Genomic DNA, 13899 nt, shown 5'->3' on the forward strand with positions numbered 1-13899 from the left:
AATTAAATAGGATGAAAAAAATGCAAAGTGTAACTAAAAATCAAAATAATTTAATAGCATCTTTAAAAAATGCTAATGCTCAATTAAAAGCAGAAATTATGGAGCGTCAAAGAGCAGAAAAAGCACTACAAGAGCTAGTAGAAAAATATCAAAAAACATCTTTACAACTCCGAACTTTAATTAACGCTATGCCAGATATTGTGTGCTTTAAAGATGGTACAGGTAAATGGCTAGAAGCTAATCAATCAATGCAGGAATTATTTGAAATAGAAAAAGTAGATTATCGTGGTAAATCAGATATTGAATTGGGAGAAATTAGTAGTTTTTATCGAGAGGCTTTTTTATCTTGTCATCATAGCGATCGAGAAGCATGGAAGAAAAAAAGTTTGTCTAGGGGTGAAGAAATTATTCCCAAACGAGATGGCAGCATCAAAATTTATGACGTAATTAAAGTACCGTTATTTTATGAAGATGGAAAACGTAATGGAATAGTTGTTTTGGGGCGTGATATTACAGAGCAAAAACAAACAGAAAAAGTAATGATTAGATTAGCTTCTATAGTAGAATCCTCTAACGATGCAGTTATTGGTAATACTTTAGAAGGAATTATTTATAGTTGGAATTCAGGAGCAGAAGCAATTTATGGTTACTCTATTTCTGAAGTAAAAGGCTGTTCTATTTCTATATTAGCTGTGCCAGAAAGACCAAATGAAATTTCCCAAATTTTAGCAAATATTACCGCAGGAGCTAGTATAAATAATTATGAAACTGTACATATCAGAAAAGATGGTAAACATATAGATGTAGCTTTAACAATATCTCCAATCAAAGATACTGAAGGTAATATTATAGGAGTTTCAACTATTGCTCGGGATATAAGCGATCGTAAGCAGATAGAAAAATCTTTTGAACAGCTTCGTTACCAACATCAATTAATATTAAACTCAGCGGGAGAAGGAATTTGTGGAATAGATATATGGGGAAAAATTTCTTTTGCTAATCCAGCTGCAGCAAGAATGACTGGTTATACAATTAAAGAGCTGGTAAATAGTGACTGGAGTTTAATAATTTCTGGGGTTGGAGAAGGAAGAAGGAAGAAGGAAGAAGGAAGAAGTAAGAAAGAAGAAGGAAGAAGTAAGAAAGAAGAAGAAAGAAGGGAAAAATTGATGGGGACTCAAACTCCAACCAATTCTAAACATTGTGTAGACAGCGGGGTATTAAACCACAAAGAAAAAGATAAAGTTAACAACAAAGAAGAAGGAAGAAGTAAGAAAGAAGAAGAAAGAAGGGAAAAATTGATGGGGACTCAAACTCCAACCAATTCTAAACATTGTGTAGACAGCGGGGTATTAAACCACAAAGAAAAAGATAAAGTTAACAACAAAGAAGAAGGAAGAAGTAAGAAAGAAGAAGAAAGAAGGGAAAAATTGATGGGGACTCAAACTCCAACCAATTCTAAACATTGTGTAGACAGCGGGGTATTAAACCACAAAGAAAAAGATAAAGTTAACGACAAAAGTTCTAAATCTTCAGCACAAAAAAATTATTCAGATAGTCAAGTTACAACAACCTTAAAAAAAGGAATAGTTTGTCAAGTTACTGATGAATTTTTTGAGCGACGAGATGGGTCACATTTTCCCGTAGAATATGTTAGCACACCTATTTTAGAACAGGGAAAAATTATTGGTGCAGTTGTAACATTTAAAGATATCACAGAACGTCAAGCAGTTGAACAGATGAAAGACGAATTTATTTCCGTGGTGAGTCACGAGTTACGCACTCCTCTTGCTTCTATTCAAGGTGCTTTAACTTTATTGAAAAGTGGATTACTTAATCAAGCGCCAGAAAGAGGTAACAGGATGCTAAATATTGCCGTTACTAACACAGATCGTTTAGTACGATTAATCAACGATATTCTAGATTTAGAACGTCTTCACTCCCAGCAAGTAACAATGCTGAAACAAACTTGTAACATTGCTGAATTAATGCTCCAGACAGCAAGTGAAATGCAACCTATTGCAGAGAAAGCAGGAGTTAATTTGTCAGTCAAACCAGTCAATACTAAGTTGTGGGGATGCCCCGACAAATTAATTCAAACCTTAACTAACTTACTTAGTAATGCCATCAAATATTCCCCGAAAGGAACAACAGTCTGGTTGACTGCTAGCAAACAAGTTATAAATAGAAACCATACTATTAGCTCCGATAACTTCACTTCAACAGTTAAAACAAAATGCACTGAAGCACCTGCCTTTAATATCAATCATAGTTATCAAGTTTTGATTGCAGTTAAAGACCAAGGGCGAGGTATTCCTGCCGATCAGATAGAAAGTATTTTTGGTCGCTTTCAACAAGTTGATGCTTCTGACTCTCGCCAGAAAGGAGGCACAGGTTTAGGTTTAGCCATTTGTCGCAATATTGTCCAACAACATCAAGGTAAAATTTGGGCAGAAAGCACTTTAGGAGAAGGTAGCACTTTTTTTGTAGCCTTACCAATTTTGGATGAGGAGTAGGGAGCGGGGGAGTGGGGGAGTGTGGGGAGTGGGGGAGCGGGGGAGCGGGGGAGCGGGGGAGATTAAATATTGAAGTAATTATAGAATTATCAACATATACTATATAACCTGATTCTATATAACTGATAACTGATAACTGAAATGCTTAACCCTAATGGTGCAGAAATCATTCTCGGTACACCATCCTCTAATTCCCTAGTCGTACCACTCACACCCAGTGCAACCACAATGTTCGGACCTCGTGGAGCTTGCTTAATCTCAGAAACTGGACCTCTGTGGGTTGCTGATACCGGACATCATCGATTATTGGGATGGCGAAAATGTCCTGAAGTTGATACGCAACCTGCTGACTGGGTTATCGGACAATCTGACTTTTCTCAAGAAGGGCAAAATGCCAATGGTACAACCACTGCAGCAACAGTAAGCGTCCCCACTGGTATCTGTGCTTGTGGAGAAGGGTTAGCAGTAGCTGATGCTTGGAATCATAGGGTACTAATTTGGAAGCAGTTACCCGAAGATAATAATGTTCCTGCCGATATAGTTTTAGGTCAGGCAGATTTTACTCAAAATGAATCTAATCGGGGTCAATCAGAAACTGCTGCTGACAGAATGCACTGGCCTTATGGTGTCGTCTACCATCAAGGAAAACTCTGGGTAGCAGATACGGGCAACCGTCGGGTATTGATGTGGCAGCAGTTGCCAGAGGTTAACGGACAACCTGCCGATCTGGTTTTGGGGCAGGCAAATATGAATTGTCGGGATGAAAATGGAGGCAGTGAAGCAACGGCGGCCAGTATGCGTTGGCCTCATGCAATTACTTTTTGGGGCAATAATGTTCCGCAACAGTATGGCGATCGCTTGGTTGTGACTGATGCTGGAAATAATCGGGTAATGATTTGGCATACTATCCCTACTGAGAATAATCAACCTTGTTCTGTAGTTCTGGGTCAATCTCAATTTAATACAGTACAGTTAAATCAGGGGGTTTATTTTCCTTCTGCTGCTAGTTTGAGTATGCCTTATGGCGTGGTTGCGGTTGCTAATTGGTTGATTGTTGCTGATACCGCTAATTCTCGGTTATTGGGTTGGCGGGATACTGTGGATATTGGCACTCCGGCAGTTGCATTAATTGGTCAGTCAGATTTTCAGAGTAAGGGTGAAAATGCTTTGAGTTTGCATCCGACTCGCCAAAGTTTGTGTTGGCCTTATGGGATTTCTGTTTGTGGCAATACTGCTGTTATTGCTGACTCTGGTAATAATCGAGTATTGTTGTGGTCTCTGAATCAGGACTTACGCAAAGACACTATATATAGTGCATACTAAATCAGAGCGATATTCAACTGTAATTCTGCGCGATCGCTTAACTATCTATTCAAAAAGCTTCAGTTATTTAGAGTTAAATGAGTTTCACTTTAACTAACCCGGCGGGAAGTCCCGCGCTGTAATTTTCAATTCAGCGCCGGGATGAAAGCCGGGCACCAATGTGTGTAGTTCGTCCTGATTTTTGATATAATAACGAATGTAGATATAAAGGTCTATTCTAGGATGCTACTGAAATATAAGTACAAGCTCAAGCCCCATAAAAGTCAAGGGGTTATTATCGCTAATTGGTTAGAATTGGCAAGAATACAATATAATTATCGTTTGGCTCAAAGGTTGAATTGGTTTGAATCAACACGCACACCAGTAAATGCCTGTCCTTTAAATGTTTCAGTAGTACCAGTAGACCAAATTTATCAAAATATCCCCGAATTTAGAGTACAAACACGGGATGGCAGAAAGAAAGATAGTGATGGCAACCCAGTAACGAAAAAAGGTGATAAGCATCCTAATATCATAAATGGTTATGTAGTTTGGGAAACAGTACAGTTAGCAGACCTAGCACAAACTAAAAAGCTATTTCCGGAATACAAATCCATACACTCCCAGGTTTTACAGGATGTTGTTCAGCGTGTACAAACTACCATGGATAACTTTACCAAACCTGACAAAAACGGTAAAACCAGTGGGAGGCCGAAATTCAAAGGGAAGCATTATTATAATTCGTTGAGTTATCCTCAGTTATCAAATTCTCATCTTGTCAAAAATGCCAACGGTCGTTTTTGTATAAATCTACCAAAGATAGGTTTAGTCCCCTTTGTCTACAATCGCCCAATACCAGGAGGATTCAAGGTCAAGACAGGTACAGTAATTCGCGAAGCAGACGGATGGTATATTAGCTTCACCATAGAAGATAAGACTGTACCTTTGAGGAGTGTAGAAATTCAACCCACCTCAGATAACTCCAAAGGTATCGACCTAGGATTGTTGCACTATGCTGTTACATCTGATGGAGAATTTATAGAAGTTCCTAAATTTTTCAGATTCTCTGAGCATCGCTTATCTAAACTACAGGTGAGATTAGCTAAAAAACCAAAACATTCTCATCCTTGGAAGATTCTCAAAGGTAAAATAGCAAAACTCCATCAACTAATAGCTAGGCAACGACTCGACTGGCAATTCAAACTTGCTTATCATTTATTCAGTGACTGTCAGGTGATATTTTTAGAAGACCTGCAAATAGCAAATTTAGTCAGACGTTGCAAAGCTAAATTAGGTGATAATGGTCAATTTTTGCCCAATGGTCAGTCAGCTAAATCAGGGCTAAATAAGTCTTTGCAAGATGCAGCATTTGGTCAGTTTATTCAAATCTTAGAGTATGTTGCCTGGAAGTTAGGCAACAGAATTATCAAAGTAGACCCAAAAGGTACGTCTCAACATTGTTGGGAATGCTTGAGTAAAGTCCCCAAAAGCTTATCAGAACGCTGGCATTCATGCCCTAAATGTGGTCAAGAGCTAGATAGAGACTATAACTCAGCTCTTCTAATACAGAAAATAGGATTATTATCAACACAGGAGGAGGACATCACTTCTGTAAAAACTGCGGTCAAGGCTTCCTTGGCTGAAGAATCCCGCGCTCTCCCGTAGGGGAGCGTCGGGAGTATGTCAATTGAAGGATATTTCTATTCTGACCCCAGATAATCTGATCACAATTCATGCTTAACTTGATCAATAGTTTTTCCTATTTTCACTGCTAATCTTTTTCAAAACTTCCAGACTAACATAGCACAGACTATATGATTTTTTTGAATTTGACTGAGACGACATTGACAAAATTCTATACCTGTCAATTGCTTAAGTTCTCTGTGAAACTCTTTGATCTTCTCATCTAGGCAAGGGACTAATATTATACAGCATCCATTGAAGATTTACTTAAGTCATTAGACATTTCTAGAAAAGAGGCAGTAGGCAGTAGGCAGTAGGGAGAAATAATTGATAATTTATGTGTGATAATTGATTTTATAGCGCTGTGCGCAGCTCCGGAAGGCAACAGCTCCGGAAGGGGGAATAAAAAACCAATAATATAAGGCTTTTAGCTATTGGACAGTTCTTTTCATTAATTGATAATGGATAATTGATAATTGATAATTACCTCATTTTTGATTTTTGTAGATGTCTATTAGTTGCAATATATTCTGTTCTATTGATAGAAATAGTTGCCTAGAATACCTTGACTATCTTGAGTGTTTCTTACATTCTGAGGAGACCTCGCCAATTAGCACTCGCTTTTTGAACTCTTAGAAAACCTTTTATATCATGTCCGAAGGCAATCGTTTGTGTAAAAGTTAGCATGGATATCTACAGGAAATTTAAGTTTTTTTTCTTGCCTGTTGCCTGTTGCCTTCCGGAGCTGTTGCCTATTTACTATACAAGACCGATGCTACCGGACATGATATTATTTGAATTCTTTTACCAAAAAATTGTGGTTTAAAGTCTCCCCTTTTAAGGGGATAATAAAAAAAATTTTCATTATTAGTCAATCCTCTTATTTTCAAGGAGAGGTAATTATTCATTATTCATTATTAATTGTTGAACTGATATTTTTTCTAATTCATTCCAACTTAATTCTCCAAGATTTTTATCTTTCTCGATTGCGACCAGTATCATCTACTAGACGATTTATTTTTAAGAGACAGTAATAAAATTTTTCCCTTGTTATCTACCAATGCCATTAATCTTTTTGTTGCATACCAACTATCCATTAATACAGTTTTATTGTGATCGTATTTTTCTCACTTAATGATATTACAAATGACTGTTTAAGATTTTTTTATTAAGTCTAAATACTTACTCCTGTTTTTTGATTTTTACATACTGCATTTTGTAGCACCAAATGTGGGTTTATAAATAAACGGTAAAGCCTTTTTTATCTTTTTATTTTGGGTTTAATACCCCGCCATCTACACGGTATTGACAATTGGTTGGGGTTATAATACCAAGGGTGAAAAAAGAATGTTACTAATAGTCAGAGGAATAAAAAGACAAATGCAGGATATGTCCTTTGACAAAGCGGTCGATCTTCGGAGCTTCCCGTAGGGTGGGATGGCGATCTTCGGAGCGGGTCTGCACTCTTCGGGTCTCCTCGCTGGCCGACCATCGACCAAGAGAGCGGTGCGACCCCGCGACGACGCCAGTCGCATCTGGTAGCGCACCAAGAGAAAAGAATGATTTCCGACCTGAAAAATGGTATTGAAGCTATTAATTCTGACTCGGTCCTCCTGACTTCCCCTCCTGGGAGGGGCGGGGGTTGGTTGGGGAGGGGCAGGGTTTGGTTAACTCCTAAGAAATATCCTAGCTATTTGTAGCAAATATTTATTAATTTGGTATAATATCAAATCCGTTTAATTCGGTATAAAAAAATCTTCCATCTTCAACCATTACCAAATATTTCTCTCACTCCCCATCTCCCCATCTCCCCATCTCCCTATCTCTCTAACTCCCCATCTAATTACACCGATGCTACCGGATTTGGTATAAGACACGAAGTGGCTTGTCGAAGACTTTCCCCATCCACTTTTTCCTGATTCCTTCTTCAAGGATGATTATTTATCTGTAGGCCAAACTCCAGAAAAGATATTTTTGACTGCAATTGAAATTCGTTCAATATCTTCTTTTAAAAGTGGCGGCCACATTACTCCTTTTCGTCTACCAGCTTCAAATAATTTTAGACTTTCTATTGCTAATAAATATAATCCGGCAACTAATTCTCGGTCTAGAAGGGGATCTCCTTGTAACATTTCAAAAGAGATTTTTAGAGCTAACAAAATATTAGTTGCTTGGCCAGGAATAGGAGGTTGACCTTGTTCGAGACGCATGAGGAAAGCATCTGGATTAATTTTAGTTTCTAAAGCTGTTCCTTGATCTATGAGAAATTGACGGGCAGTTTCATAATTCATATTAATAATTAGGTGGTAGGTTTTAGGTGTTATACCAATTTTATGTGAGGTGGCACAGAATGGGAAAAAGCATAAGTAATTTTTAGGTTGGGTTAAGCGATAGGGCAACCCAACAAAAACTCATATTGATTAATTACTGATCATAAAGTTTTTGTTTGTTTGTAGTTAAGCCCTAGCCCTTACAATACTTAGTATTATTGCTCTAGCAAAATTACGATCCTAATTATAACTGTTCTAATGAACATGATATTATTTGCTACTATTGATAATTTTCCGGCACTATAAAATTACGATTTTATAATTAGATAGAAAAAAAATTTATCGTGACAAATCAATGTTGCTTAGACCGTTAAACTACGTCAATTCTTGTTAATTAATTATGGTGAGAGACTTTGATTAACTTTGCCTAGAGTTTTGGACAATACTCCCAACTTTTAAACTAAACTATGGCTAATATTAGCGACACATTGGAGCTAATACTGGGTCTTCCTAAGAATCTTCAAAAATAGCTCCTTGTTGAATGAGGTCTTGTTTGAGTTGTTCATTAATTCCTTGGCTATTGCTGCTGAATTTTGCATTTATTACTTTACTGTTTTCTAATTTAGCTCCACTGAGGATAGCTCTTGTGAGGTAAGCTCCTCTGAGGATGGCTCCATTAAGGATGGCTTTTCTGAGGTAAGCTCCACTAAGGTCTGCTTCTGTGAGGTCAGCTCCACTGAGGTCGGTTTCTTCGAGGTAAGCTCCACTGAGGTAAGCTCCACTGAGGATAGCTCTTGTGAGGTAAGCTCCACTGAGGATGGCTCCACTGAGGATGGCTTTTCTGAGGTCGGCTCCATTAAGGATGGCTTTTCTGAGGTAAGCTCCACTAAGGTCGGCTTCTGTGAGGTAAGCTCCTCTGAGGATAGCTCCACTAAGGTAAGCTCCTCTGAGGATAGCTCCACTAAGGTCAACTCCACTAAGGTCAGCTCCACTAAGGTCAGCTCCACTAAAGTCAGCTCCACTAAGGTCAGCTCCACTAAGGTCAGCTCCACTAAGGTCAGCTCCACTAAGATTTAATTTTTCGCTCCCTCGATAAGTTCTAATTTTTTGAATTAATAGTTCTTTTTCATCAACTCCAGTAACCGCAGCTTTAATTTTTGCCACATCAGTGTAAGAAATATCCCCAGTAATTGAAAATGCTAATTTTTCCTTTTCAGGCTCGATAAACTCAACATTTTTTATTGGCACATCAAATATTTCTGTTAATTCTTCAGAGTTAAATAATTTTTCAATTCTTTCTAGACCTTCTGGAGAACCTTGTAAAACAAACTTTAAACTTCCTTCATCAACATCAACAATTGTTAATTCCGCATCATCCGCATCATCCGCAATTTTTTGTAGATGTTTTTCAATGACTTTTAATGTGAGCTCGTGTGTAATATTGAGACTGCCAGTTATTATAAATGCTAATGCTATATTTTTCTCTTCTTTTGGATTCGGAATTTTTTCAGATGCATCGGCTGTAGAATGATTGTTATTCACTTGAATTATTATATTTTTGTCACCCTGAATAATTTGATTATTGTTTTCCTTGTTAGATTCCTCGTTATTCATATTATTAATTTAGATAGATTGTTTTGATTTACTTTTACTTTAAAAATCCATCTAAATCAGGAAATATTAGGTTGTCTACTTCATCTGTCCCTAAAGTAAGCTGTGGCTAATACCCCTCTATAAATTGGGGGAAATATCATATCAATTCCCCCCAATTAAACAGCCGTTTGCCTCTAGATTTTAAAGTCAACCAAACATCAATTACTCCCCAAAATAATGAGGTGTAAAACTCCCATGTAAACCATAAGGAATATGATGCTTTAAATGCAACTTCGCCACAGGTTTTTTATTCAAATCTCTAGCATCCAAAATCACAACATCTGACCGATTTTCCGCCGCATCATACATCAACATCAACAACCAACCATCATCTTCATTCACCCCATTCGGAAAAGGAACAAATAAAGGTTCTCCGGCAAAACCTCGCGGTGCAACACTAAAAATTTGACGTTCTCCTGTTTGCCAATCAATCTTTAATATTGCTTGTAAAGGAGCATTTCCTGTGGGAATATCCGTAGCGCCAATAAACAAATATCGATAAGCTTTTCCTACATTATTCGGATGTAAAGTTGGAAATTCACAACAACGACTTTCTGCTACTTTACTTTCTACATTTTCCTGAGCAAGATTAATCTTAAATCTCCATAACTGACCTTCTGGAACTGAGTCAAAATCTACCTCTTTAAAATTAGCATCGGGGTCAACTTGTGGGAAAGAGTCATAACAAATAGAATCTACATAAATTTCCCCATTCTCTTCCCAAGCATTGGCATGATGAAAGACAAAACAAGGCTCAGTTTCCAAAATTTTCATGTCTTTACTACCATCACGAGGAATTACAATAACCCGCGTCGGTTGATTAGGTGAAAATTCCAAACATTGACCAGCACCTCGCAATCCAAGGAAGAAAGGAATAGGATTTAAAGTAACAGGATTTTGGAAAAAGATACAGTAATTTGGGGTAATTACCATATCGTGTAAAAAGGCAAAACCAGGAATTGAATGAGAGTAACGTTTGAATAATTTTCCCTGACTATTAAACTCAAAAATAGTGATAGTACTCGATAAACCAGGTTTCACAGAAAAGTTAACCAAAACATCTCCTTTGCCATCCTTTCCTTTCTCAATTCTGGGGTGAGCAGAAAAAGCTTGACCAGGCTGTAAAATCCCATCTAAATCATCAATTCCAATAGTTTCTAAATTATTTGGATTTAAACGATGAGGTTGAGACCCTTCCCACAATGCCAAAAGTTTATCGCCCCAATAAAGAATACCAGTATTGGCAATATTTTTATTGTTCAAATCGAAAATATTAGCTAACCAACCACCAGGTTTTTGAGTGCCAAAAACCCCTCGATAGAGAATTTTTCCTGCTGCTTTTTCTGCCACATAACCTTCCGTTTTAACAAAGCTATTTTGGAAGTAGGCACGACCATTTTTAAAACCAATAGCACAAACCATTCCATCCCCATCAAAAGGATGAGCGATCGCTTGACCATTAATATCTAATAAACCTGGTCCGTTGCGGAAAAAAGTACCATTCAAATCTGCTGGTATTTCACCTTCTATATCATCAATCCAATAACTATATTCATTGGGTTGAGATTCATATCCTTTTTTCCAATCTTCACGAGTATAAGATGTAGATTTTTCAATTTGTAAATTTGTCATAATTAAATCCTAATTTCTCAACTTTTTAAAGTTTTACACGAAATATCAATTTGAGGGAATTAAACTATCTCTATCGCTCAACACAGAAAAATCTGACTTAATTACAAATCAGAAACCAAAAATTTATTCACTACTGTTTTGCCATACGCAATAGTAAAATTTCACACCTTCCCACAAAATAGACTCCAAACCAAAGGCGATCGCTCAACACAGAAAAAATCTGACTTAATTACAAATCAGAAACTAAAAATTTATTCACTACTGTTTTGCCATACGCAATAGTAAAATTTCACACCTTCCCACAAAATAGACTCCAAACCAAAGGCGATCGCTCAACACAGAAAAAATCTGACTTAATTACAAATCAGAAACTAAAAATTTATTCACTACTGTTTTGCCATACGCAATAGTAAAATTTCACACCTTCCCACAAAATAGACTCCAAACCAAAGGCGATCACTCAACACAGAAAAAATCTGACTTAATTACAAATCAGAAACTAAAAATTTATTCACTACTGTTTTGCCATACGCAATAGTAAAATTTCACACCTAAGAAAGAAAGGGATAATATCATGTCCGGAAATTAGTGATGAAAAAAACCCAACTGTGTATACATGGCAAATCTCTTTATTCTCCCTACTCCCTATTCCCCTGTACAGACGAAAATGTCTTCGCCCCTAGTTATAGCAATGTGCGCTGGGATATTTACAAATTACAAGAACTGTCCAATAGCTAAAAGCCTTATATTATCGGTTTTTTATTCCCCCTGTTGCCTGTTGCCTGTTGCCAGATGAGCTGCGCACAGCGCTATATTGATAAGTATTCAACCGCACATGATATTACACCTACGACCTACCACCTATTTTTAGTTTTGAGAGTTTTTACTACTAGGAGTTGGTACCATTTCTGGTAAATATTCTGGTAAAAAATTATCTCTACCAACTTCAGAGCTAATAGAATTCAGCTCTAATACTGATAGAGAATTAATATTTTCATTTTCCTCCATTTGAGCATTAGCTGCTGGTAACCAATTTAGTAAAAATAATGGCAATAAGGTAGATAGGTTAGTGATAACTATTAACAACCACAAATTATCAAAATTTGTCTCTGTAACTTCTAACCAATGCATTAACAATGCACCTCCTTCATGGGAGATAAGTCCAGCTAAATTATAGATAGACATTAATAAAGCAAACAGAGTTGCTTCTACTCCCGGTGGGCAAAGTCTAGCAGCTAAAACTAATACAGGCATGAAAGCAATTTCTCCCATTACTGTTAGCACTAAACTATCTCCTAAACTAAACCAATGGTCATCGATACCTAAACTGCGGTTAGCATGAGTAACTAGCAGTAAAGTAGTCATTCCTAAAACAGCAGAAATAACTATAGACCATCCGAAAATTTGCCGAAAAGGAACAGATTTAAAAAAGCGTTGAAATAGCCAAACACCTATTAAAGCAGCAATACTTGTTACTAACCGTACCCTCCCTAAAAATTCGGGTTGAAATCCTAATTCGTTTGTGGAAAAGAAAAAGAAAGCTGACTCAGAATTAGGGGTTGCCTGCCAAAGAAAAAGGAAAGCTGTTGGTAATAAAATTGATTTTTTTGTAACGGCTATTTTCACCAGTTTAATTTGCTGTTTTACATTGTCAAAATTAATCCCAATAGTAACTTTTTCTTCATTAATTAACCAGGCTACAACAGAAACAATCAAAGGAAAAATAGCTGTAATTAAAAATACAGTTTGATTACTAAAATGCTCCAGTAAATAACCACTCAAATAAGCAGTTATTAGTCCTCCTAATGCTGAAGCTGCCCAACATAAAGATTGTAGAGAACCCGTACTACTAACAGATTCTTTTTGCACTCTTTGTACAACTAAAGAATCAACAATTACATCACTAATAGCCACCGATAAAGAACTCAGAGCGATCGCTCCTGTAGCTGCTAGTGGAGTATGTACCCATTTTGCCAATGCTATCCAAGAAAACGCCCCCAGTATCCCAGAAAAAATCATATAAGGCCGTCGTCGATAACCTAATATTGGCACTCCGTCTGAAATAAACCCAAAAACAGGTTTAATCATCCACGGTATGATGACAACGCCCAACATTGCCGATACTTCAGCGGGACTCATGGCCAATTCATCCTTGAGAAAGAAACTGACAGCAAGACGTCCCAACCCTAAAATTCCTTGGACAAAGTAAACAAGCAATATAGCCATGAGTTCCGGTGTCGGTTCATTGCCAAAAAATACTCTCTGTTTGAGGGATTTTTTGAGCTTGATTATGCCTTGAGAAGATATGAACATTAGTGAACACTTATTAACATTTTTTAACCAATATAATCTTATCTTAACTAGCCATCAGCTATCAGCTAGCCTCCTAGGTCGGAACTACGTTAACAGTTATCAGCCGAAAAATTTGTGCATATATTAGACACCTGTTTGCGCAGCATTTCGTTAGGAAAGGCTTTTAAATACTACTTTTTCGTAGATTTTCCGCCAATCACAGGACAATTTATCAGGACTTACGTAAAGGAACTATCTATAGAGTATAAAGACTATTGGACAATAGTTATGAGTACTATATATAGCGTATCTGCGTAAATCATATTTATATCAAAAGTATGAAATTCAAGTTATAGCGATCGCCACAACAAAAACTAATCTAAAATCTAAAAACCCAGGCGCTATAGTTGAAAAAACGGTGGTGGTGCATAGTAATGGTAAAGGAGTGTGGGGGGATGGGGAGATGGGGAGATGGGGAGATGGGGAGATGGGGAGATGGGGAGATGGGGAGATGGGGAGATGGGGAGATGGGGAGATGGGGCGATGGGGAGATG

The 13899-nt window shown here is 37.3% G+C and carries 7 protein-coding genes and 1 pseudogene; 3 read left to right on the plus strand and 5 right to left on the minus strand.

The genetic code is table 11. The features are described from left to right. Positions 1-20: 20 nt before the first annotated feature. The 3 genes from F6K23_RS35775 to F6K23_RS35785 all read left to right on the plus strand — a co-directional run bounded on the left by F6K23_RS35775 (position 21) and on the right by F6K23_RS35785 (position 5480). Positions 21-2513, plus strand: a complete 2493-nt coding sequence (locus F6K23_RS35775; protein WP_293165279.1) for a PAS domain S-box protein — start codon at positions 21-23, stop codon at positions 2511-2513. 141 nt (positions 2514-2654) lie between these two features. Then, complete coding sequence (locus F6K23_RS35780; protein ID WP_293165280.1) at positions 2655-3836, plus strand: hypothetical protein; 1182 nt, start codon at positions 2655-2657, stop codon at positions 3834-3836. A 222-nt stretch (positions 3837-4058) separates the two neighbouring features. After that, positions 4059-5480 carry a transposase gene (locus F6K23_RS35785; protein ID WP_293165281.1) on the plus strand — a complete coding sequence of 474 codons (1422 nt, stop codon included), beginning with the start codon at positions 4059-4061 and terminating at the stop codon, positions 5478-5480. A 119-nt stretch (positions 5481-5599) separates the two neighbouring features. On the opposite strand, the pseudogene F6K23_RS35790 reads toward F6K23_RS35785, so the two are convergent. The 5 genes and pseudogenes from F6K23_RS35790 to F6K23_RS35810 form a co-directional block, all read right to left on the minus strand. Further along, positions 5600-5716, minus strand: a pseudogene (locus tag F6K23_RS35790) (IS701 family transposase); the annotation flags it as partial. Between the two features lie 1719 nt (positions 5717-7435). Next, complete coding sequence (locus F6K23_RS35795; protein ID WP_293165282.1) at positions 7436-7789, minus strand: Dethiobiotin synthetase; 354 nt, start codon at positions 7787-7789, stop codon at positions 7436-7438. Between the two features lie 489 nt (positions 7790-8278). Then, the gene (locus F6K23_RS35800; protein WP_293165283.1) at positions 8279-9382 is read right to left on the minus strand and encodes a pentapeptide repeat-containing protein; all 1104 of its coding nucleotides are present in this window, start codon (positions 9380-9382) and stop codon (positions 8279-8281) included. A gap of 201 nt (positions 9383-9583) precedes the next feature. After that, positions 9584-11053, minus strand: a complete 1470-nt coding sequence (locus tag F6K23_RS35805) for a carotenoid oxygenase family protein (protein WP_293165284.1) — start codon at positions 11051-11053, stop codon at positions 9584-9586. A gap of 867 nt (positions 11054-11920) precedes the next feature. Further along, entirely contained in the window at positions 11921-13366 is a 1446-nt protein-coding gene (locus F6K23_RS35810; protein ID WP_293165285.1) for a folate/biopterin family MFS transporter, read from the minus strand. Positions 13367-13899 lie beyond the last annotated feature (533 nt).

Origin of the sequence: Okeania sp. SIO2C9, assembly GCF_010672455.1 — a bacterium.
Classification (GTDB): domain Bacteria; phylum Cyanobacteriota; class Cyanobacteriia; order Cyanobacteriales; family Microcoleaceae; genus Okeania.

Coding starts and splice junctions, on each gene's coding strand:
- F6K23_RS35795 (WP_293165282.1), bottom strand. CDS start 7,789: ATGAATTATGAAACTGCCCGTCAATTTCTCATAGATCAAGGAACAGCT.
- F6K23_RS35805 (WP_293165284.1), bottom strand. CDS start 11,053: ATGACAAATTTACAAATTGAAAAATCTACATCTTATACTCGTGAAGAT.
- F6K23_RS35785 (WP_293165281.1), top strand. CDS start 4,059: ATGCTACTGAAATATAAGTACAAGCTCAAGCCCCATAAAAGTCAAGGG.
- F6K23_RS35775 (WP_293165279.1), top strand. CDS start 21: ATGCAAAGTGTAACTAAAAATCAAAATAATTTAATAGCATCTTTAAAA.
- F6K23_RS35800 (WP_293165283.1), bottom strand. CDS start 9,382: ATGAATAACGAGGAATCTAACAAGGAAAACAATAATCAAATTATTCAG.
- F6K23_RS35810 (WP_293165285.1), bottom strand. CDS start 13,366: ATGTTCATATCTTCTCAAGGCATAATCAAGCTCAAAAAATCCCTCAAA.
- F6K23_RS35780 (WP_293165280.1), top strand. CDS start 2,655: ATGCTTAACCCTAATGGTGCAGAAATCATTCTCGGTACACCATCCTCT.